Origin of the sequence: Streptomyces sp. NPDC058534 (genome assembly GCF_042717365.1) — a bacterium.
GTDB lineage: Bacteria > Actinomycetota > Actinomycetes > Streptomycetales > Streptomycetaceae > Streptomyces.
Genome location: NZ_JBHXNW010000100.1, coordinates 1 through 20,581, shown reverse-complemented (window position 1 = coordinate 20,581; position 20,581 = coordinate 1). Strand labels below are relative to the sequence as shown.

Sequence of the window (20,581 nt, the reverse complement as noted above, 5' to 3'; positions counted from 1 at the left end):
TGACCGGGAAGGCTCGCCGGGGTGGTGGCTCGCCTCGATAGTCTGCACGGCGTGATCCACCCATACGAAGGCTCCGACGATGCAGCGGTCGCGACAGCCGCGGCGCGGACCGGCGCGGACGTGGTCCGCAAGATGTACGGCCGGCGGCTCAACCGCATCGACAAGGGTGCCGGGGACTTCGCCACCGACGCCGATGTGGAGGCCGAGAAGGCGATCCTCGGCGTCATCCGTGCCGCACGGCCCGATGACGCGGTGCTCGGCGAGGAAGGCGGGCAGCAGGGCGGTGCCGACGCGGTGCGCCAGTGGCTGGTGGACCCCCTGTGCGGCACGCTGAACTACGCCGTCGGCAACATGCTGGTGGCCGTCAACGTGGCCCTGCGCGACGGGGCGGCGGCGGTGGCCGACCCGTTCAGCGGCGAGGTCTTCTTCACCGACGGGGAGACCGCCTGGGCCCGGCGCGACGGGACCGACGACGCACCACTGACGCCCACGCCCGCCACCCGGTTGGTGGACGTCAACCTGGATCCGCCGTTCCCGAGTGCGCCCGGATTCCGGGCCGTGGATCTGCTGGCCCACACCGAGTTCGTCGACCGCTTCCGGCCGCGCGTCGTATCCACGACCCTGGCGCTGGCCTGGGTCGCGGCCGGCAGGCGCGCCGCCTATGTCACCGACGGCGGCGACCTCTCCCAGAGCGTGCACTTCGCGGCCGGCATCGCCTTGTGCCGGGCCGCCGGCTGCACCGTCACCGGGATCGACGGCGCCCCGATCGGTGATGCGGGCCGCGGGCTTGTGATCGCCGCCGACGCCGAGACCCACGAGCTGCTGATGTCGATGATGCGCAGCCGAAGTTGAGGCTGTGAGCGACGGGGCGGTGGCGGGCATCGGCGTTCCGCCACCGCGGATCTCTGCGCAGGCCCGGGCCCGCACGGTGGACACCACCTACGACGACTCCCGCACCACCAGCTCCGTCGGAAGCGTCAACTGCTGCCGTGGCGCGCCGTGCTGCGTGATGTCGGTGAGGATGCGGGCCATGGTCCGTCCCAGCTCCTCCACCGGCTGACGCACCGTCGTGAGCGGTGGGTCCGTGTGCCGGGCGAGGACGGAGTCCTCGAATCCGACCACGGCGACATCGCCGGGCACCTGCCGCCCGTGCCGGCGGAGTTCGGCCAGGGCGCCGACCGCCATGAGGTCCGAGGCCGCGAAGACGGCATCCAGATCCGGGGCGCGTTCAAGAAGCAAACGCATCGCGCGCGCCCCGCCCTCCTCGGTGAAGTCGCCCGCCTCCACCAGGAGTTCCGCGGCGAGCGCCCCCGCCTCCAGGTGTGCGTCGCGCCAGCCCGCGAGCCGGCTGCGGCCGACGTCCATGTCCAGCGGCCCGGTGATGGTCGCGATCCGCTTCCGTCCGCCGGTCAGCAGGTGCCGCACCGCCGCGGCGGCCCCGCCGGCGTTGTCCGCGTTCACGTAGCTCAGCCGCTCGCCCGCGTCGCGGCGGCCGGCCAGCACGGTGGGCAGGCCCATCTCCTCCAGCATGCCGGGCAGCCGGTCCTCGGAGTGCACCGAGACCAGGAGGACGCCGTCGACCCGGCGGGCCGCGACCGACTCGGTCAGCTGGTCCCGCTCGGCCTGGTCGCGGACGAGCATCAGCTGGAGCTGGGTCCGGCTCTCGGCGAGGGCACGGCTGACGCCGCGGATCAGCGCGGCGAAGAACGGTTCCGAGCCGAGCCTGCTCTCCGATTCCGGGATCACCAGGGCCACGGCGTCGGTGCGGTTGGTGACCAGCCCACGGGCGACCGAATTCGGGACGTAGTTCAGTTCCTTGATCGCCGCGAGGACCCTGGCGCGGGCGTCGGCACTGACCAGCTCCGAGCCGTTGACGACGCGGGAGACGGTGGTGCGGCCCACTCCGGCGCGGGCGGCGACCGTTTTGATCGTGGGACGGCGGTTGCCGGTCATGCACTCCCCCCTCGGCGGCCGCGGCGGACGTGCCGGCCGCGGAGGTGACCTGCGGCAATTCTTGCAGACCCGGTCACCGTCGGCGCACCCCCTCGGCGGTCGGGAGATCAACTCCCGGACCCGGACGGGGGGCGAGTTGTTTTCAAGTTATTGACATATGGGCCCGCTCCCACGAGTCTTCGATGCGCCGGTGGGAACGTGCCCACTAAAATTGGGCACGTTCCCACCTTGTCTGAGCCGTCGCTAGGAGGAGATCCATGGGCACTCTCGGTTCGTTGCGCGGGAAGGCGGTGGCGACGGTCGCGGCCGTCGGCGCGCTGGCGCTGGTCGTCGGATGCAGCAGCGGCGACGACTCGGTCACCGGTGGTGGCAGGAAGGACGGCAGGACCGTCATCACCATGGGCCTGTACGGGGTGATGGGGATCAAGGAGACGGGCCTCCTGGAGCAGTACGAGAAGGAGAACCCGGACGTCGACATCAAGGCCGAGATCGCCGGCGACGAGCAGACGTACTACACCGCGCTGCAGACCAGGCTCGCCGCCGGCAAAGGGCTGAAGGACATCCAGGGCATCGAGATCGGGCGGGCCAAGGAGATCACCGAGACCCAGTCGGACAAGTTCGCGGACTTCTCGGGAGCCGCCGGCACCGACCACTTCCTGCCGTGGAAGGAGTCCCAGATCAGCACCGGGGACGGCAAGGTGCTGGGCCTGGGCACGGACATCGGCCCGATGGCCGTCTGCTACCGCAAGGACTACTTCGAGCAGGCGGGCCTGCCCACCGACCGCGAGGAGGTCGCCCAGCTGTGGGAGGGCGACTGGAAGAAGTACGTCGAGGCCGGCCGCACCTTCAAGAAGGGCTTCAAGGGTGACGACGTGGCCTACATGGACGCGGCCAGCGGCCTGTTCAACGCCATGGTCTACGGCTACCCCGAGCAGTACTACGACGAGCAGGGCGAGCTGATCTACGACACGAACCCGGCCGTCAAGGAGGCGTGGGGCCTCGCCGCCGACGCGGCGGAGGACGGGCTGACGGCCAAGCTCCGTCAGTTCCAGCCGGGTTGGGACCCGGGCCTGGCCAACGGCACGTTCGCCACAGCGGTCTGCCCGGCGTGGATGCTGAGCCACATCAGCGAGAAGGCCGGCGCGGCGAACAAGGGCAAGTGGGACGTCGCCAAGGCCCCCAAGGGCGCGAACTGGGGCGGGTCCTTCCTCGGCGTGATCGAGCAGAGCCCGGTGAAGGAGGAGGCGAAGAAGCTCGTCGCCTGGCTGACGGCGCCGGAGCAGCAGGCCCACATCTTCAAGGAGATCGGCAACATCCCGTCCTCGCGCACGGCGCTGGAGAGCGCCGACGTGAAGAACGCCAAGTCCGAGTACTTCAGCGGCGCCCCGATCGGCCAGATCTTCGGTGCCGCCGCCCAGGAGATCCCGGACAAGCAGGTCCTCGGCCGCAAGGACGGCACGATCAAGGACACCTTCTCCCAGGGCCTCACCCTGATCGAGCAGCAGGGCACCGCCCGTGACGAGGCGTGGAAGACCACCGCGGAGCGCATCGAGAAGGCGGTCGGCTGACCGTCCGCCCACCTAGGACCTGTCGTCCGGGCCCGCCCGCGCCACTCCGGCGGGCCCGGCGCACGGTCGCACACATCCGATCTGCCACACACATCCGATCTGCCACACACATCCGATCTCAGGAAGGAATTCCCGGTGGCCACCTCCACCACCAAGGCCCCGGCGCGACGCGGCGCGCTCCTGCACCGGCTGGACATCAAGGGCGCCCCGTACGTGTTCGTCGCGCCGTTCTTCGTGATCTTCGCCGCGTTCAGTTTCTACCCCCTCGTCTACACCTCGTGGATCTCCCTGCACGACGTGGAGCTGGCCACCCTCGATGTCATGGAGTGGGTGGCGTTCGACAACTACGTCGACCTGTGGGGGGACTCCAGGTTCTGGAACGCGCTGCGGAACACGATCACCATCGGCGTCATCTCCACGGTGCCGCAGTTGATGATGGCGCTCGGGCTGGCGCACCTGCTCAACTACCGGATGCGCGCCTCGCTGTTCTTCCGGGTCGCCTCGCTCGTCCCCTACGCCACCTCGGTCGCGGCGGCCGCCCTCGTCTTCACCATGATCTTCGAGCGCGACTTCGGCATGATCAACTGGGCGCTGGGCTCGGTCGGCATCGACCCGGTGGACTGGGAGGCCGACAAGTGGCCCGCGCAGGTCGCGATCTCCACCATCGTGATCTGGCGCTGGACCGGCTACAACGCGCTGCTGTACCTGGCCGCCATGCAGGCCATCCCCGCCGACCGGTACGAGGCGGCCTCGCTCGACGGGGCCTCCCGCTGGCAGCAGTTCACCCACGTCACCGTTCCGGGGATCCGCTCCACCATCGTCTTCACCATTGTGCTCTCCACGATCGGCGCCACACAGCTGTTCGGTGAGCCGCTGATCTTCGGCCAGGGGCCCAACGGGGTCACCGGCGGCGCGGACAACCAGTACCAGACGCTGGGCCTCCTGCTGTACGAGGAGGGCTGGAAGAACTACCAGATGGGCCGCTCGGCGACCGTCGCCTGGGCGATGTTCCTGCTGCTCGTCCTCGTCTTCGTCGTGCAGCGCCTGACCAAGCGCCTGCGCTCCCGTACGTCCTGACCTGGAGTCGCCATGACCACACAGAGCCTCCCGGTCCGGACGGACAGCCCGGACCGTACCCACGCCGACCCGGCGGGCGGCCGCGGCGGGCGCCGGCTGCTGCGCCAGCGCGCGGGCCGCCAGCACCACGCCGGGCCCCTCGCCTACGTCCTGCTCGCCATCATGGCGGTGCTGTCGATCTTCCCGCTGTACTGGACGATGGTGGCCGCCTCCACCGACAACACCCGGGTCAGCCAGACGCCGCCGCCGTTCCTGCCCGGCCCGAACCTGTTCAGCAACCTCGCCCGGGCCTGGGACGAAGCGGCGATGGGCAAGGCGATGATCAACAGCCTGATCGTGGCCGGGGTGATCGCCCTGTCCACGGTGATGTTCGCGACGCTCGCCGGGTTCGCCTTCGCCAAACTGCGGTTCAAGGGGCGAAACGCCCTGCTCATGCTGGTGATCGGCACCATGCTGGTGCCGCCGCAGCTGGGCGTCGTACCGCTGTTCATGATGATGGCCGAGCTGGGCTGGTCGCAGCAGCTGCCCGCCGTCATCTTCCCCACCCTGGTCAGCGCGGTCGGCGTCTTCTTCATGCGGCAGTACCTCTCGGAGGCGCTGCCGGACGAACTCGTCGAGGCCGGACGCGTGGACGGGGCGCACTCGCTGCGGATCTTCTGGAGCATCGTGCTGCCCGTCGCGCGGCCCGCGATGGCGGTCCTGTTCATGATCACGTTCGTGCACGCGTGGAACGACTTCTTCTGGCCGTTCGTGGTCCTCGACATGACCAACCCGACGGTGCCCGTCGCGCTCACCCAGCTCAGCGCGGGCTACGTCCGCGACCAGTCGCTGATCATGGCCGGCGCGCTGCTCGGCACGCTGCCGCTGCTGGCCATGTTCATCGTCTTCGGCCGCCAGATCGTCAGCGGCATCATGGCGGGCGCCGTCAAGGGCTGACCCCGCCGCCGCAGTGCGGGCGCGGTGCCCGGCCGCCCGGCCCGCACGGCACCCCTCCGGCGTTCGCGCGCCCGTGAACACCCCCACCTCGAAAGGACTTACGTGGTCACCGCAGCACAGCAGACCGCGTCCGCCCCGGACGCCGCCCGTACCTTCCCCAAGGGCTTCCTCTGGGGTTCCGCGACCGCCTCCTACCAGGTCGAGGGAGCCGCCGCGGAGGACGGCCGCACGCCGTCCATCTGGGACACCTACGCCCGCACCCCCGGCCGCGTCCGCAACGGCGACACCGGTGACGTCGCCACCGACCACTACCACCGCAGCGGCGAGGACGTCGCCCTGATGGCCGAACTCGGCCTGGACGCCTACCGGTTCTCCCTCGCCTGGCCCCGGATCCAGCCCACGGGGCGCGGTCCCGCCGTGCAGAAGGGCCTGGACTTCTACCGGCGTCTCGTCGACGACCTCCTGGAGAAGGGCATCGAGCCCGTCGCCACCCTCTACCACTGGGACCTGCCGCAGGAACTGGAGGACGCGGGCGGCTGGCCCGAGCGCGCCACGGCGGAGCGGTTCGCCGAGTACGCCGCCCTCGCCGCCGACGCCCTCGGCGACCGGGTGAAGACCTGGACCACTCTCAACGAGCCCTGGTGCAGCGCCTTTCTGGGCTACGGCTCCGGAGTGCACGCCCCCGGCCGCGCCGACCCGGTCGCCGCCCTGCGCGCCGCCCACCACCTCAACCTGGCGCACGGTCTGGCCGTCCAGGCGCTGCGCGACCGCGTCCGCGCCGACGCCCGCTGCTCGGTCACCCTCAACGTCCACCACGTCCGCCCGCTCACCGGCGGCGAAGGGGACGCCGACGCGGTCCGCCGGATCGACGCCCTCGCCAACCGGGTCTTCACCGGCCCCATGCTGACGGGCGCCTACCCGGAGGACCTGCTCAAGGACACCGCCGAGCTGACCGACTGGTCCTTCGTCCAGGACGGCGACCTGCGGCGGATCCACCAGCCGCTGGACTTCCTCGGCGTCAACTACTACACGCCCACCGTCGTCTCCGAGACCGACGGCAGCGGCACCCACAGCTCCGACGGACACGGCAACAGCTCCCACAGCCCCTGGCCGGGAGCCGACGGGGTCGCCTTCCACCAGCCGCCCGGCGACCGGACCGCGATGGGCTGGGCCGTCGACCCCACCGGCCTGTACGACCTGCTGCGCCGGCTGGCCGCCGACTTCCCGGCGCTGCCGCTGGTCATCACCGAGAACGGCGCCGCGTTCGACGACTACGCCGACCCCGCCGGCCACGTCAACGACCCCGCCCGGATCGCCTATGTGCGGGGCCACCTCGCCGCCGTCCACCAGGCCATCCTGGACGGCGCGGACGTGCGCGGCTACTTCCTCTGGTCGCTGCTGGACAACTTCGAATGGGCGCACGGCTACAGCAAGCGCTTCGGCGCCGTCTACGTCGACTACCCGACCGGCACCCGCACCCCGAAGGCGAGCGCCCACTGGTACTCCGAGGTCGCCCGCACCGGCGTACTGCCCGGCGCCTGACCGCGTGCCGCCCCCCCCCTGCCGCGCGAGCGGAGGACGGGGGCGGGCCGGTTCGCGGTGCCGGGTCAGTTGAGCGGGTCGAGGGTGAGGCGGGCCTCGGCCGGGTTGCCGTCGTGCACCAGTGACTCGTGGTTGCCGACGTCGTCGAAGGCGAAGGCGTACGCCTTCCCGTCCGCCATCCGGTCGTGGATGATCCGGGCGTAGTGGTTGGTCACGGAGTCCTTGTAGAAGTTGGCCGCCGACGGGTCGGGCTGGTTGGGGTTGATCACCAGCGTCGAACGGTTGAAACCGGCGCACAGCGTGCGCGAGATCGGTCCGCGCACCAGGTCGTTGGGGGCGTCCAGGAGCCGGTGGCAGCCGAAGACGCTGGAGGCGTCCGGTTTCTGGAAGCTCGTGACGACCGCGCCCGCGCTGTTGGTGAAGTTCATGACGTTGCCCGATACCCGCCCGAAGTACTTCGTGTTCGGCTGGTTGCCGAACGGCGTGACGGTCAGCGTGCTCGTCGAGTACTTCTGCCAGACCCGGTTGATGTAGTCGTTCAGCACCGACGCGGGCAGCGCCCCGGTCTCCAGCGCGTACAGCGGCGACAGCGCCCGCAGCATGGTGCCGTCGGGCCGGGTCTGGATCAGTCCGCCCCAGCCGGGCTGCGCCCGCAACGCGTTGAACACCGCGTTGTAGCCGCCGGCCTTGAGCTTCCCGGCCCTGGTCACGCTCCCGTCGCCGCGCTGCACGCCGACCGTGTAGGGGGCGGAGAACATGTCGACCTGGGTGCTGTTGAGCCACAGCCCGGAGTAGTTGAGCGTGTACTCGGACCAGTTGAAGAGGATGTTGCGGTTCGGGTCGCTCGGGTTCTGCACCGCCGGCTGCACCAGACCGCCCGTGGTCAGCCGGAAGTCGAGCTTCTGGCCGTACGAGAAGTAGATGCGCCCCGACAGCTTGGGGATCCGGATCGTCTTGGTCTGTCCGGCGGCGGGTCCGGGGATGGACGCGTCCGGTGCGGGGGTGGGCGGATTGCCGCCGGCGGGCCAGGCGTGGAAGGTGCCGTTGGCGTCGGCCCAGCCCTGCTGACCGGTCGTCAGCGAGGTGCCGAGGTTGTAGATGTGCACGGCTTCGCCGCGGCTGGAGTTGTTGGTGATCTTCAGGGGGATGGTGGCGGGCACCGCGGCGTCCGCGGGCGGCGAGGCGCCGAACGTGAGCAGGGTGCCGGCCAGGCCCGCTGCCGTGGCCACGGCGAGCAGACGGCGTCTGAGTCCTGAAAGCACTCTCCACCTCCGTGCGGGTGTGGGGGGATTGGTCCGTACCGATTCTGAGAGCGCTCTCAGCGTTGCGCCGGGACGCGGGCATGTCAATGTGCGGGGCGGGATGCGGCGAAGTCGCGGTGCGCAGTGGGTAGGGGCGGCGTACCGGGCGCGACGGGCACCGGCTGTGGTGACCGGTGCCGCCGTGGGGGTCTTCCCGGGGCCTTCCGTGGCTCCGTGGCCGGCGGGCGAGACGGCCGTCGCCGTACTCGCCGTTCGCCCCGGTGGCCGAGGAACTCGGCTACACCGGCGATCCCCGGCTGGAGCCGTCGCCGCTCTTCACCTCGATGGCCGGCTACGGCACACACCTCGACCAGAACCCGTAACGCAGGAGCTCGACGAGTCATGACGGACTTCCACACCATCCAGGCGGGCGGCCAGAAGATCACCATGACTCCAGGCCCTCGCGCTCACCACGCCGCCGCAGCGCAGCCCCGATGTGTGACGGCTGCACCCGAGGCAGGAGATCCACGAGGGGCTCAAAGTCAGTCTCGCCGGAGCCAGGCAGAAGCTCGCCGAACTCACCGAACGTGACTGTCGCGCCGCAACCGTGAACCTCGGCATTCCCGCATTCCGCGACATCGCCGACCGCACCGTCACGGCCACAGAGAATGCGGAGCCGGCCGGTCGTCGGCCCGGTGGGCGGGTGCGATCCCGCTTGCGCGCCGCCCACGCCCCGGCATCATGCCCCAGCCCGTCACGGCAGCGCGCCCTCAGATCACGGGAGGCCAGCACGCCCAGATGCGCGCCCACCCGCCGCAACACCTCCATATCAGCAGCGGTGAGCTGCTTGAGCCGGGTACGGACCGCCACCCCCGACGCACCGGGCACCACGAACGGCGCCGCAAGCTCCCGCAGACCACCCACCCCCGCACCCCCCGATCAGCCGTGACGACCGCCCACCCCACCCAACGACGATCACCCACCAGAGGTCACGCATTCGACGGGCAGACTCCCGTTCGCACCCGGACACCGAGCCCTCCGACCCCACCGGCCGTACTCACCCATGCACGTCAGAGCACACGCATACGCAGTCGAAGACCAGCAGCTCCCAACCCCTGGCCGACGAGCACAACGCGCTGCTGCCGCCGGACGCGTTCCACCTGCCGGTCGGCCGCGCCGTCACCCACAAGATCTACCGCGACGCCGCGCACCCGTCCCGGCCGGTGCTGCCGTTCACGACCGGCCGGGCGGACGGGGAGTCGGCCAGCGTGTAGTGGCGCACCCCGGCGCCGCCCCGTCGTTCCGCCTCGGGCCACAGGCAGTCCAGGACCGAGGCGGACGGCGCGAAGAGGGCGGAAGGGACCGCGTCCCGGGCGAACCACTCCCAGCGTTCGATCTTGTCGGGCTCGGTGACCCGGGGCGTGCCCGAGGCCCGCTCGGTGACGGCCGCCGCCGTCACCCGGGTCAGTCCGGCCAGGCCGTCGACGAACACGGCCAGGACCCGTACGTCCTCGGCGGCCACCGTGAGCCCGGTCTCCTCCGCCAGTTCCCGGGCGGCGGCCGTCTCGAAGTCCTCGCCCGTGTCGACCTTGCCACCGGGGAGCTCCCAGCGTCCGTCATGACCCAGGCCGAGCAGGACCCGGCCGGCGGGATCGAGGACGGCGAGACCGACTCCGGTGAGGCTGTGCGGGGTGGGGCGGGCGCGTTCGGGGCGCTCGGCGCCGGGTTCGGGTGCGGGTGGTACGGGAGTGTTCATCCGGCCATTCCACACGGTGGGGTCCGCCGCACGCCATCGCGGGGCAGTCCGGCGGCCGCGTCGTGGAACGCACGGCGCAGGGCGACGATCCCGTCCCCGGCCCTGGTCGGGTGGACCCGGTTGGTGAGCAGCACGGCATAGCGCCGTGTGGCCGGGTCGACCCAGAGACTGGTGCCGGTGAAGCCGGTGTGGCCGTACGAGTCGGGGCCGAACACGTCGCCGGCGGGGGAGCCGACCGGATCGCGGCCCTGCCAGGCGAGAGCGCGCCGCAGGGCCAGGTGGTCCGTGTGGGCCGCCGTCATGAGGGCGAAGGTGTCGGGGCGCAGGATGCTCCGGCCGCCGTCGGCGAGTGCGGTGCCGAGCCGTTCCATGTCCGCCAGGGTGGAGAACAGGCCCGCGTGCCCGCCGACGCCGCCGAGCACCACCGCGTTCTCGTCGTGGACCTCGCCCACGACCGCGCGGCCGCGCCAGGGACAGTCCTCGGTGGCGACCGCCCGCGCCCGGCGCCCGGCGTCCGGCCGGAACACGGTGTCCCGCAGGCCGGCCGGCGCGCACACCAGCTCCTCCACCAGCGCGTCCAGCGGCCGTCCCGTCGCCGCCTCGGCGATCAGGCCCAGGACGATGAAGCCCTGCGACGAGTACTGGACCCGGGTGCCGGGCTCCGCGGTCAACGGCAGCAGCCGTACCGCTTCCAGCAGGGAGGCGCGAGTGGGATGGTCGCGGTAGAGCGGCACCTGACCGGGGATTCCCGAGGTGTGCGCCAGGAGTTGACGTACCGTCAGGTCGGCCTTGTCGCCGCCTCTGTAATCCGGCTGATACGTGCCCACCGTCGCGTCGAGCCCCAGTGCGCCGCGCTCGACGAGGGCCATGACCGCGAGCCCAGCGATCGGTTTCGTCACCGAGGCGAGGTCCCACATGTCATCACCGTCCAGCGACGGCCCGTCCCAGCTCCGGGTGCCGGTCCAGCCGCGGTCCAGCGGGCCCTCCGCGTTCCCCACGGACCAGGCGGCCCCCGAGAAGACCCGCCGTTCCCGCCCCTCGGTGAGCAGTTCGGCCAGGGCGCTCACGACCGCTCACCCCGCGAGTCGTCCACCACGCCGAGGACCGGCGTGCGCGCGCCGAGTCCCGCCGACACCGTGCGCGCTGCGGCGCGCACCATCGGCCCGAACACCTCCACGCTGTCGGGATCCATGGTGAAGGCCAGCCCCAGGATGCCGATCGCACCCACCACCCGGCCCTCCGCGTCCAGAACGGGGGCCGCCGCCGAGCGCACGTCCGGCTCGTCGTACTCGTCGTCGACGGCGTACCCGCACTGTGCCGCCCGCGCCAGCACCGCCCGGAGCGCTGCGGGCTCGGTGAGCGTGCTCGGTGTGCGGGCCTCCAGGTCGCGTACGTCCAGCACGGCGTCGACCTCCTCCGGAGGCAGCGCCGAGAGCATGGCGAGCCCCACGCCGCACGCGTACAGCGGGGAGCGCTGCCCGGGGGCCGTGCTCATCCGGTACTCCCGGGCCGGCTCGGACTGCTCCAGGTACACCGCGTCGGCCGCGTGCCGCACCGCGTAGAACGCCACGTGTCCGGTGCGCCGGCGCAGGTCGGCCAGGGCGGGCCGGGTGAGTTCGAGGACGCGGCTGTCGTTCAGGGCCGCCGCGGCCAGGCCCAGCAGGCGCGGGCCCGGGCGGTAGCTGCCGTTCTCCGCCGGTTCCGCGAAGCCGTACTCCGCCATCGTCCGCAGATGCCGGTGGACGGTGGGCTTGGTCAGTCCCGTGCGGCGCGCGATCTCGCCCAACCGGTGGGGACCGCCGGGCTGCACGAGCGCGTCGAGGACCTCCATCGCCTTGTCGACGGGGCCCTTCACGAGTTCCTGGTCGACCGACCGGGTGTTGACCGCTTTCACCATGTCGCTTAGCTTAACCCAACCGCATTCCATCTGACGGAACGGAGGTGTTGTTCAATGGAACGAATTTATCAGGGGCGCACGGTGGACCGCAGCCGTCCCACCCGACGTCACGTCCTGCGGACCGGTGGTCTGCTGCTCGGAGCCCTCAGCGCCCCGGCGCTCCTGACCGCGTGCGGCACGACGGCCGCCGCGGACCGGGCCGGCAACGTCCTGCGGGTCTCCCAGCCCGGGGACCCCAAGACCCTGGACCCGCAGAAGCAGGGCGACATGGTGTCGATGAACGTCCTGATCAACATGTTCGACACGCTCACCACCCGGGGCCGGGACAACCGGCTGCACCCCAGGCTCGCCCTCTCCTGGAAGGCCACCGACGCGCGCACCTGGCGCTTCACCCTCCGCCCAGGAGTGACCTTCCACAACGGTGAGGCGTGCGACGCGCGGGCCGTCGCCTTCAGCATCGAGCGGCTGCTCGACCCCGCCACCAAGTCGCCGATCGTCGAACTGCGCTTCGTCAAGGGCGTCACCGTGGTCGACCGGCTCACCGTGGACATCCACACCACCGTGCACGACCCGATCCTGCCCGCGAAGCTCTCCCTCTTCGGCGGCGTGGTGGTACCGCCCCGCCACCTGGCCGAGGTGGGCGACGCCGAGTTCGCCGACCACCCCGTCGGCACCGGCCCCTTCACCTACGTCAGCTGGCAGCGCGACCACGAACTGCGCATGCGGGCCTACGCCGACCACTGGAACGGACGGCCCGGCGTCGACGGCCTCGTCTTCAGCCCCGCGCCGAACGCCTCGTCCTCCCTGGCCGCCCTCCAGAGCGGAGGCGTCGACCTCGTCGCCGGACTCACCCCGGACGCCGCCCAGCAACTGGAGGGCTACGGCGGCGTCTCGCTGGACGGCCACACCGGGATCCGCACCGCCTACCTGTCCCTGAACACCCTGGAACGCGGCCCGCTCCAGGACCGCCGGGTCCGCCAGGCCCTCAACCACGCGATCGACGTACCCCTGCTGATCAAGGCCGTACTCGGCGGCAAGGCCAGCGAGACACCCGCCCTCGTCCCGCGCGGCGCCTTCGGCTTCGACCCCACCGTCAAGCCCTTCGAGCGGTCCGTCGAGACCGCGCGCACCCTCCTCGCCGACGCCGGCCACCCGCACGGCTTCGCCACGACGATCACCGCGTCCAACGTGGACGCCAACGTCGCCGAGGCCCTGTCCGGCCTGCTGGCGAAGGCAGGGGTGGACGCCCGCGTCGATCTCCTCGACCCCGGCACCTACTCCGCACGGCTCACCTCCGACAACCGGGGAGCGCTCGGCCCGATCTACCTCGCGGCGAGCACCGTCTGGACGATGGACGGCGCGAGCATCGTCCAGTCCAACGTGCGCAGCGACCGACGCCAGAGCCGCTGGCACTCCGAGGAGGCCGACCGCCTCATCGACCTCGAAGAACTCTCCGAGGAACCCGCCGAGCGCGAACGCGCCTTCTCCGACCTGCAACGGCTGATGCGCGAGGAGGCGCCCTTCGTCTTCCTCTACCAGATCGACAACATCTTCGCCCGCAACGACCGCCCCCGCTGGACACCCGGAGCCGCGGGCGTCCTCGCCATGGAGAGCGCGGAGGTGTCCCGATGAGCGCCCTCACCCTCGACAAACCACCCGCCCCCGCGGACACCCCGGCCCGCCGCCCGGACCGCACGGGGCTGCTGCGCACGGTGCTCAGGCGCCTGGCCACCGCGCTGTTCGTCCTGCTGTGCACGGCGACGGTCTCCTTCTTCCTGGTACGGCTCTCCGGCGACCCCGTGAAGATCCTGCTGCCGCCCGACGCCACCGCCGAACAGGAGAACGTGCTGCGCGCCTCCCTCGGCCTGAACCAGCCGCTGTTCGCGCAGTACCTCGACTACCTCTGGGGACTGCTCCGCCTCGACTTCGGCGACTCCCTCGTCTACGGCCAACCCGTGAGCGAGATCCTCGCCGACCGGCTGCCCGCCACCATCGAACTGGCCGCCGCGGCCCTCGCGGTGACCCTCGTCATCGCCGTCCCGGCGGGCATCTTCGCCGCCATGCGCCGCGGGCGCGGCTCCGACCACACCGTGATGACCGGCGTCCTGCTGGGACAGTCCACCCCGCCGTTCTGGGTCGGCATCCTGCTCATCCTGGTCTTCGCCGTCTGGCTGCACGCCCTGCCCGCCTCCGGCTACGGCACCTTCGCCAACCTCGTCCTGCCGGCCGTCACCCTCGCCGTCTACTCCGTCGCCGTCGTCGCGCGCCTGCTGCGCTCCTCACTGATCGACGTTCTGTCCTCCGACCACATCCGCAGCGCCCGGGCCAAGGGCTTCGGCCCCCTGAAGGTGGTGCTCAGGCACGGACTGCGCAACGCCTCGCTGCCGGTGGTGACCGTCGTCGGGCTCGAGGTCGGCAACCTGCTCGGCGGGGCGATCCTCACCGAACGGGTCTTCTCCTGGCCCGGAGTCGGCCAGCTGACCGTGGAGGCCATCTCCAACCGCGACTTCCCGCTCGTCCAGGCCACCGTCCTGTTCTTCGCCGCCACCTTCGTCGTGGTGAACCTGCTCGTCGACCTCTCCTACAGCTTCCTCGACCCGAGGGTGAGGACGTCACGATGACCGTCATGTCACCGGCCGCCACCGACCGGACCCCGGCCGAGGCACCGCCCGGCGGCTCCGGCTCCGCCGTCCTGCGGGCCCTGCTGCGCAACAAGCTCGCCGTCGTGGCGCTCGCCGTACTCGCGCTGCTGCTCGTCGCCGCCCTGTTCGCACCCCTGATCGCCCCCTACGACCCCAACGCGCAGAACCTCCTCCTCAGGCTGCGGCCCCCCGCCTGGCAGGACGGGGGCAGCGGCGCCCACCTCCTCGGCACCGACCAGCTCGGCCGCGACATGCTCTCGCGCGTCATCCACGGTGCCCGGGTCTCCCTGCTCGTCGGCGCCGGCGCGGCCCTCCTCGCCGGAGTCATCGGCACCGTCGTGGGACTGTCCTCCGGGTACTTCGGCGGCTGGGCCGACCGCACCCTGATGCGGCTCGCCGACGTCCAGCTCGCCTTCCCGTCGCTCCTGCTGGCCCTCGCCATCGTCGGCTTCCTCGGCTCGGGCCTGTGGTACGTGATCCTGGTGCTCGGCTTCACCGGCTGGGTCTCCTACGCCCGCGTCGTGCGCTCCGAGGTGATGTCGCTGCGCACCCGCGACTTCGTCACCGAGGCCCGCGCGATCGGCGTCACCGACGTCACCATCATGCGCCGCCACCTGCTGCCCAACGTGATGGCCCCGCTGGCCACCATCGGCACCCTGCACGTCGCCGCCGCCATCGTCGCCGAGGCGTCCCTGAGCTATCTCGGCCTGGGCGTGCCCAAGGAGACGGTCACCTGGGGCGGCATGCTCTCCGACGGCCAGCTCTACCTGGGCACCTCCTGGTGGGTCGCCGTCTTCCCCGGCATCGCGCTGATGCTCACCTCCCTCGCCATCAACATCACCGGCGACGCCCTCAGGGACGTCGCGGACCCGAAGGCCTACCGCCGATGACCATCGACCGACCGACCACGCCGGCGCCGCTGCTGGAGATAGACGGCCTCAGCGTCGACTTCCGCCTGGAAACCTCCGTCGTCCACGCCGTCCAGGACGTCTCCCTGCACGTACACGCCGGTGAAACCCTCGCCGTCGTGGGGGAGTCGGGCAGCGGCAAGAGCGCCACCGCCCTCTCCGTCCTGCGCCTCAACCCGAGCCCGCCCTGCGTCTACGCGAGCGGCGAGATCCGCTTCGACGGACGCGACCTGCTGACACTCTCCGAGAAGGACCTCGGCCGGGTCCGGGGCCGCGACATCGCCATGGTCTTCCAGGACCCGATGACCTGCCTCGACCCCCTTCAGCGGGTCGGCGCCCAGGTCGCCGAAGTACTCAGGCACCACACTGGCATGTCCCGCGCCGAGGCGAAGGAGGCCGCGCTGGCCGCCCTGGACGAGGTCGGCATCCCCGATCCGGCCCTGCGCTACCGTCAGTACCCGCACGAACTCTCCGGAGGACTGCGTCAGCGCGTGATGATCGCGACGGCGCTGGTCGCGCGGCCCCGTGTGCTGATCGCCGACGAGCCGACCACCGCCCTGGACGTCACGGTGCAGCGCCAGATCCTCGATCTCCTCGTCACGCTCCAGCACAAGCACGACATGGCCGTCGTGCTGATCACCCACGACCTCGCCGTCGTCGCGGAGACCGCCGACCGCGTCGTGGTCATGAACAAGGGCCGCGTCGTGGAGACCGGGGAGGTCCTCGACGTCTTCGACCGGCCGGCCGACGACTACACCCGCAAGCTGCTGGCGGCCACCCCGCGACTGGAGGCGGCATGACCACGGAAGCCACCGAAGCCACCGCGCCCGCACCCGGGGCCGGCCGAGTCCTCCTGGAACTCGTCGGACTGCGCAAGGAGTTCGGCACGCGAAGGACGAACACGGCCGTCGACGACGTGTCGCTCGAAGTCCACGAGGGCGAGACCCTCGCCCTGGTCGGCGAGTCCGGCTGCGGCAAGACCACCCTGACTCGGCTGCTGCTGCGGCTCCTCGAACCCACCGCCGGCAGCGTGCGCTTCGACGGACAGGACCTCGCCGCCCTCTCCGCGCCCGAACTGCGCGCCGTACGAAGGCAGATGCAGGTCGTCCTCCAGGACCCCTACTCCAGCATGAACCCGCGCATGCGCATCACCGACATCGTCGCCGAACCCCTCGTCACCCACGACTCCGAGGCGCGCGGGCGGCGCGCACGGGCCCGCACCCGCGAACGCGTCGGTGGACTCCTGGAGGCGGTGGGCCTGGACGCCGGCATCCAGGACCGCTACCCGCACGAGTTCTCCGGCGGCCAGCGCCAGCGCGTCTCGATAGCGCGGGCCCTGGCCCTGCGCCCCCGTCTGCTCGTCCTGGACGAGCCCACCAGCGCACTGGACGTCTCCGTGCAGGCGACCGTCCTCGACCTCCTGGCCGACCTCCAGCAACGGCTCGGGCTCACCTACGTGTTCGTCTCCCACAACCTCGCCGTCGTCGCCCAGGTCGCCGACCGGGTCGCGGTGATGCGCCGCGGGCGACTGGTCGAGGTGGGCGACACGGCGGCGGTACTGCGCTCACCGCGACACCCCTACACGCGGCAACTGCTCGACGCCGTACCCGTCCTGGACCCGCGCAGGGGGCGCCGCGCGGCGCAGCGCGCCGCCTCACCGACCGCCGAGGCGAGCCGATGACCCCGCGAGTCCTACAGGTGCGACAGCACCAGACCCGCCCCGCCGAGCAGCGCGACGTCGTCGACGGCGGCGGTACCGACCAGCACCCGCGGCTGCTCGGCCTCGGTGAAGGCGACGGCCTCGCGCAGCCGCTCTTCCACCACGGTCCGGAAACGCTCACCACCCTCACGCGCCTCACCGTGCAGGATGAACAGACCCGGCGCGAAGAGCTGCTGCACGTTCACCAGACCCAGCGCGAGGTTGTGCGCGTACTCCTCCACCACCCGTCCGGCGAGCGCGTCCCCGCTGTTCACCAGCGCCTCCAGCGACACCGCCGGGCCGAGGCCCGCATCCCGCGCCCGGGCGCGCAGCCAGCCGGTCGTGGCCACGGTCTTCCAGCAGCCCCGGCTGCCGCACGTGCAGCGCTCGCCGCTGGCCGACACGGTCATGTGCGCGCCGCTGCGCCCGCCGGGCGGGGCCATCACCTCGCCGTCGTACAGGACGCCCACCCCGAGCACCTCGCCCGTCGACACCGAGGCGAAGGTGCGCCGCCCGCGGCCCGCGCCGAACCAGCGGTCGCCGAGCACCTGGAGCCGCGCCCGGTGCTCCACTCGCACCCCGGCCCCGGTGAGCGCGCCGAGCCGCTCCGTCACCGGATAGCCGTGCAGGGCGGGCACGTCGTTCACCTCCAGGATCAGTCCCGTGCGGGGGTCCACGAGCCCCGCGGCGGCCACGCCGATCCCCTGGAGGTCGTGCGCGGCGAAGACACCGGCCGCCCCCGCCAGCGCCGCGTCGATGTCCGCGGGCGTCGCGCCGGCCGCGTCGTAGGACGACTCGGCGCGGTCCAGTACCCGGCCCGCCATGGACAGCACGGCCGCCCTGACCCGGCCGGGCACCAGCTCGACGGCGCCCAGCCGCCGCGGAGCGGGCGGCGCGGTCGGTCCCGGCACGGCCGCGGGGACCAGTCGCAACGGAGAACTTTTGTGGACCATGCGCCGACTCTGCCACGGCCCCGTTTCGGAGAGGTAGCACCGTGAGCCAATCGAGACTGACCGAACTCACCTGGCGCGAGGTCCGCCGGGCCGGTGAGGACGGCATCGCCCTGCTGCCCATCGGCTCCCAGGAACAGCACGCCGGACACCTGCCCATGGGCACCGACACCCTCCTGGTCGAGGAGGTCGTGGACCGGGCGCTGGACCTGCTCTCCCGGGAGGCGTCCGCACCCGAGGTCGTACGCCTGCCGACGCTGCCCTTCGGCCACAGCCCGCACCACCTGTTCGCCGCCGCCGTGTCGCTCTCCGCGGCGACGCTGGGCGCGGTCCTCGACGACGTCCTCGACTCGCTCGTGACCAGCGGCCACCGCCGGGTGATGGTCGTCAACGGCCACGGCGGCAACGACGAGATCATGCGGCTCGCCGTGAAGCGGTTCGCACTGCGCGCCCGGGTGACCGTCGCCGCCTGCTCCTACTGGACCCTCACCGCGGGCGAGGACGAGGCGGGGCGGCCGGACGTCACCCCGGGGCACGCCGGATGGTTCGAGACCTCACTGATGCTCGCGGCCCACCCCCGTCTGGTGCGCACACCCGTGCCCGCCCGGGCCCCCGTCGAACCGCCGCCCCTGTTCGACAACCCGCCCCACCCCGGCCTGACCGTGGAACGCCACGGCGAGTGGGAGCGGGTCGACGGCGCCACGGACGACGCGTCCGGCGCCGACGCCGTCCGGGGCGGCCGGCTCCTGGACGACCGGGCGCGCGGCCTGGCCGACGCGATCCGGGCGTTCGACACGGCGAGCCGGCCGTCCCGATGAAGCGTCCCGATGAAGCAAGGAGAAGAAATGAAGATCACTGACGTCGACGTGTGGGTCGTCAACCTCCCGCTGGTCAACCCCTTCACGAGTTCGTTCGAGACCAAGACCGGCGAGACCCGCACGGTCGTCCGCATCCGCACCGACGCCGGCGTCGAGGGCTGGGGCGAGACGATGTGGGGCGCGCCGGTCGCCGCGATCGTCCGGCACCTGGCACCGGACCTGATCGGGACCAGCCCCTTCGCGCTGGAGAGCTTCCACCGCAAGCAGCACATGGTGCCGTTCTTCTACGGCTACCTCGGCTACGCGGCGATCGCCGCCGTCGACGTCGCCTGCTGGGACGCGATGGGCAAGGCGACCGGCCAGTCCGTCACCGACCTGCTGGGCGGCCCCGTACGGGACGAGGTGCCGATCACCGCGCTGATCACCCGCGCCGACGCGCCGGGCGCGACGCCGGCGGACCTGCCCAAGGCCATGGCGGAGCACACCGCACGCGTCGTCGCCGAGGGCGGATTCGACGCCGTCAAGCTCAAGGGCACCAAGGACTGCGCGGGCGACGTCGCCATCCTGCGCGCGGTCCGCGAGGCCCTGCCCGGGGTGAACCTGCGCGTCGACCCGAACGCGGCCTGGTCCGTCCCCGACTCGGTACGCGCCGGGATCGCGCTGGAGGAACTGGACCTGGAGTACCTGGAGGACCCGTGCGTCGGCATCGAGGGCATGAGCCAGGTGAAGGCCAAGGTCCGTATCCCGCTGTGCACCAACATGTGCGTCGTCCGCTTCGAGGACTTCGCGCCCGCCATGCGGCTGAACGCGGTGGACGTCATCCACGGTGATGTCTACAAGTGGGGCGGCATCGCCGCGACCAAGGCGCTCGCCGCGCACTGCGAGACCTTCGGCCTGGGCATGAACCTGCACAGCGGCGGGGAACTCGGCATCGCCACCGCCGCGCACCTGGCCGTCGTGTCGAGCACCCCCGTCCTCTCCCGGGCGATCGACAGCATGTACTACCTGCACGCGGACGACATCATCGAGCCCCTCCACCTGGAGAACGGCAGGCTGCGGGTGCCGTCCGGCCCGGGACTCGGCGTGCGCGTGGACGAGGACAAGCTCCGCCACTACGCAGGAGTCAACGAACGGGACGGAGACCTGACGGGATGAGCGCGCGTATTGGAAAGCGAGCCGTGCACACCACCGGGGCTCCCCGGCCGGCGGGCGCGTACTCGCAGGGCGTGGTGGCGGGCGGACTCCTGTTCACGGCCGGGTTCGGCCCGCAGGACCCGGTCACCGGCGAGATACCCGAGGGCGTCGGCGCGCAGACCGCACAGGTCCTGCGCAACGTCCGCGCGGTCCTCGCCGAGGAGGGGCTCTCCCTGCGCGACGTCGTGAAGGTCACCGCGCACCTGCAACACCTGAAGCGGGACTTCGCCGCGTACGACGCCGCCTACCGCGAGTTCTTCGACGAACCCTGCCCGGTGCGCACCACCGTCGGGTCGGACCTCATGAACATCCTCGTGGAGATCGACGTGGTGGCCGTCCTGCCCGGCCTTCGGACGCCCGGGTGACCACCCTTCCGGGCTCGCGTGCCCCGGCGCACCCC

Annotated in this window: 19 protein-coding genes; 13 read left to right on the top strand and 6 right to left on the bottom strand. The window is 71.7% G+C overall.

Annotation, left to right across the window (positions count from 1 at the left end):
* The first annotated feature begins 42 nt into the window (after positions 1-42).
* Entirely contained in the window at positions 43-852 is an 810-nt protein-coding gene (locus ACFWR9_RS38245) for an inositol monophosphatase family protein (RefSeq protein ID WP_383850994.1), read from the top strand.
* 87 nt (positions 853-939) lie between these two features.
* Here the strand turns inward: ACFWR9_RS38245 and ACFWR9_RS38240 are convergent, their stop codons facing one another.
* Positions 940-1,953: a LacI family DNA-binding transcriptional regulator gene (locus ACFWR9_RS38240; RefSeq protein WP_383850973.1), complete on the bottom strand. Its 1,014-nt coding sequence runs from the start codon at positions 1,951-1,953 to the stop codon at positions 940-942.
* 257 nt (positions 1,954-2,210) lie between these two features.
* Here ACFWR9_RS38240 and ACFWR9_RS38235 point away from each other — a divergent pair, with 257 nt between their 5' ends.
* From ACFWR9_RS38235 to ACFWR9_RS38220, 4 genes are all read left to right on the top strand, one after another.
* A complete protein-coding gene (locus tag ACFWR9_RS38235) occupies positions 2,211-3,521 on the top strand; it encodes an ABC transporter substrate-binding protein (protein WP_383850970.1) in 1,311 nt (436 codons plus the stop codon).
* Positions 3,522-3,656: 135 nt separating this feature from the next.
* Positions 3,657-4,598 (top strand): carbohydrate ABC transporter permease, encoded by a 942-nt coding sequence (locus tag ACFWR9_RS38230; RefSeq protein ID WP_383850968.1) that lies wholly within the window; start codon positions 3,657-3,659, stop codon positions 4,596-4,598.
* Between the two features lie 12 nt (positions 4,599-4,610).
* Complete coding sequence (locus tag ACFWR9_RS38225) at positions 4,611-5,534, top strand: carbohydrate ABC transporter permease (protein ID WP_383850965.1); 924 nt, start codon at positions 4,611-4,613, stop codon at positions 5,532-5,534.
* 102 nt (positions 5,535-5,636) lie between these two features.
* Complete coding sequence (locus ACFWR9_RS38220; RefSeq protein WP_383850962.1) at positions 5,637-7,076, top strand: GH1 family beta-glucosidase; 1,440 nt, start codon at positions 5,637-5,639, stop codon at positions 7,074-7,076.
* A gap of 65 nt (positions 7,077-7,141) precedes the next feature.
* Here ACFWR9_RS38220 and ACFWR9_RS38215 read toward each other — a convergent pair whose 3' ends face one another.
* The 4 genes from ACFWR9_RS38215 to ACFWR9_RS38200 all read right to left on the bottom strand — a co-directional run bounded on the left by ACFWR9_RS38215 (position 7,142) and on the right by ACFWR9_RS38200 (position 11,970).
* The gene (locus ACFWR9_RS38215) at positions 7,142-8,338 is read right to left on the bottom strand and encodes a glycoside hydrolase family 64 protein (protein ID WP_383850959.1); all 1,197 of its coding nucleotides are present in this window, start codon (positions 8,336-8,338) and stop codon (positions 7,142-7,144) included.
* Between the two features lie 1,171 nt (positions 8,339-9,509).
* Positions 9,510-10,073, bottom strand: coding sequence for an NUDIX hydrolase (locus ACFWR9_RS38210; protein ID WP_383850956.1), 564 nt, complete (start codon positions 10,071-10,073; stop codon positions 9,510-9,512).
* Positions 10,070-11,140, bottom strand: a complete 1,071-nt coding sequence (locus ACFWR9_RS38205; RefSeq protein WP_383850954.1) for a serine hydrolase domain-containing protein — start codon at positions 11,138-11,140, stop codon at positions 10,070-10,072. The genes ACFWR9_RS38210 and ACFWR9_RS38205 overlap by 4 nt, the downstream gene beginning before the upstream one ends.
* Entirely contained in the window at positions 11,137-11,970 is an 834-nt protein-coding gene (locus ACFWR9_RS38200; protein WP_383850951.1) for an IclR family transcriptional regulator, read from the bottom strand. Before ACFWR9_RS38200 ends, ACFWR9_RS38205 begins: the two co-directional genes overlap by 4 nt.
* A gap of 54 nt (positions 11,971-12,024) precedes the next feature.
* On the opposite strand from ACFWR9_RS38200, the gene ACFWR9_RS38195 reads away from it, so the two are divergent.
* The 5 genes from ACFWR9_RS38195 to ACFWR9_RS38175 are packed head-to-tail and all read left to right on the top strand — an operon-like array spanning position 12,025 to position 17,201.
* The gene (locus ACFWR9_RS38195) at positions 12,025-13,602 is read left to right on the top strand and encodes an ABC transporter substrate-binding protein (protein WP_383850948.1); all 1,578 of its coding nucleotides are present in this window, start codon (positions 12,025-12,027) and stop codon (positions 13,600-13,602) included.
* Positions 13,599-14,591 (top strand): ABC transporter permease, encoded by a 993-nt coding sequence (locus ACFWR9_RS38190; protein WP_383850946.1) that lies wholly within the window; start codon positions 13,599-13,601, stop codon positions 14,589-14,591. Before ACFWR9_RS38195 ends, ACFWR9_RS38190 begins: the two co-directional genes overlap by 4 nt.
* A complete protein-coding gene (locus tag ACFWR9_RS38185) occupies positions 14,588-15,502 on the top strand; it encodes an ABC transporter permease (RefSeq protein WP_383850945.1) in 915 nt (304 codons plus the stop codon). Before ACFWR9_RS38190 ends, ACFWR9_RS38185 begins: the two co-directional genes overlap by 4 nt.
* On the top strand, positions 15,499-16,320 hold the full coding sequence (locus ACFWR9_RS38180) for an ATP-binding cassette domain-containing protein (protein WP_383850942.1): 822 nt from the start codon (positions 15,499-15,501) through the stop codon (positions 16,318-16,320). The genes ACFWR9_RS38185 and ACFWR9_RS38180 overlap by 4 nt, the downstream gene beginning before the upstream one ends.
* Positions 16,317-17,201, top strand: coding sequence for an ATP-binding cassette domain-containing protein (locus ACFWR9_RS38175; protein WP_383850940.1), 885 nt, complete (start codon positions 16,317-16,319; stop codon positions 17,199-17,201). The genes ACFWR9_RS38180 and ACFWR9_RS38175 overlap by 4 nt, the downstream gene beginning before the upstream one ends.
* An 11-nt stretch (positions 17,202-17,212) precedes the next feature.
* Here ACFWR9_RS38175 and ACFWR9_RS38170 read toward each other — a convergent pair whose 3' ends face one another.
* The gene (locus ACFWR9_RS38170) at positions 17,213-18,151 is read right to left on the bottom strand and encodes an ROK family protein (protein WP_383850938.1); all 939 of its coding nucleotides are present in this window, start codon (positions 18,149-18,151) and stop codon (positions 17,213-17,215) included.
* Positions 18,152-18,213: 62 nt separating this feature from the next.
* On the opposite strand from ACFWR9_RS38170, the gene ACFWR9_RS38165 reads away from it, so the two are divergent.
* The 3 genes from ACFWR9_RS38165 to ACFWR9_RS38155 are packed head-to-tail and all read left to right on the top strand — an operon-like array spanning position 18,214 to position 20,546.
* Positions 18,214-18,987 (top strand): creatininase family protein, encoded by a 774-nt coding sequence (locus ACFWR9_RS38165; protein WP_383850936.1) that lies wholly within the window; start codon positions 18,214-18,216, stop codon positions 18,985-18,987.
* Between the two features lie 27 nt (positions 18,988-19,014).
* Positions 19,015-20,142 (top strand): mandelate racemase/muconate lactonizing enzyme family protein, encoded by a 1,128-nt coding sequence (locus tag ACFWR9_RS38160; RefSeq protein ID WP_383850934.1) that lies wholly within the window; start codon positions 19,015-19,017, stop codon positions 20,140-20,142.
* A complete protein-coding gene (locus ACFWR9_RS38155; protein WP_383850932.1) occupies positions 20,139-20,546 on the top strand; it encodes a RidA family protein in 408 nt (135 codons plus the stop codon). The genes ACFWR9_RS38160 and ACFWR9_RS38155 overlap by 4 nt, the downstream gene beginning before the upstream one ends.
* Positions 20,547-20,581: the final 35 nt, after the last annotated feature.

What these genes read in the sequence shown, in the direction of transcription:
- ACFWR9_RS38185 (WP_383850945.1), top strand. Translation starts at nt 14,588, where the DNA reads ATGACCGTCATGTCACCGGCCGCCACCGACCGGACCCCGGCCGAGGCA.
- ACFWR9_RS38240 (WP_383850973.1), bottom strand. Translation starts at nt 1,953, where the DNA reads ATGACCGGCAACCGCCGTCCCACGATCAAAACGGTCGCCGCCCGCGCC.
- ACFWR9_RS38155 (WP_383850932.1), top strand. Translation starts at nt 20,139, where the DNA reads ATGAGCGCGCGTATTGGAAAGCGAGCCGTGCACACCACCGGGGCTCCC.
- ACFWR9_RS38210 (WP_383850956.1), bottom strand. Translation starts at nt 10,073, where the DNA reads ATGAACACTCCCGTACCACCCGCACCCGAACCCGGCGCCGAGCGCCCC.
- ACFWR9_RS38175 (WP_383850940.1), top strand. Translation starts at nt 16,317, where the DNA reads ATGACCACGGAAGCCACCGAAGCCACCGCGCCCGCACCCGGGGCCGGC.
- ACFWR9_RS38195 (WP_383850948.1), top strand. Translation starts at nt 12,025, where the DNA reads ATGGAACGAATTTATCAGGGGCGCACGGTGGACCGCAGCCGTCCCACC.
- ACFWR9_RS38235 (WP_383850970.1), top strand. Translation starts at nt 2,211, where the DNA reads ATGGGCACTCTCGGTTCGTTGCGCGGGAAGGCGGTGGCGACGGTCGCG.
- ACFWR9_RS38160 (WP_383850934.1), top strand. Translation starts at nt 19,015, where the DNA reads ATGAAGATCACTGACGTCGACGTGTGGGTCGTCAACCTCCCGCTGGTC.
- ACFWR9_RS38180 (WP_383850942.1), top strand. Translation starts at nt 15,499, where the DNA reads ATGACCATCGACCGACCGACCACGCCGGCGCCGCTGCTGGAGATAGAC.
- ACFWR9_RS38200 (WP_383850951.1), bottom strand. Translation starts at nt 11,970, where the DNA reads ATGGTGAAAGCGGTCAACACCCGGTCGGTCGACCAGGAACTCGTGAAG.
- ACFWR9_RS38225 (WP_383850965.1), top strand. Translation starts at nt 4,611, where the DNA reads ATGACCACACAGAGCCTCCCGGTCCGGACGGACAGCCCGGACCGTACC.
- ACFWR9_RS38190 (WP_383850946.1), top strand. Translation starts at nt 13,599, where the DNA reads ATGAGCGCCCTCACCCTCGACAAACCACCCGCCCCCGCGGACACCCCG.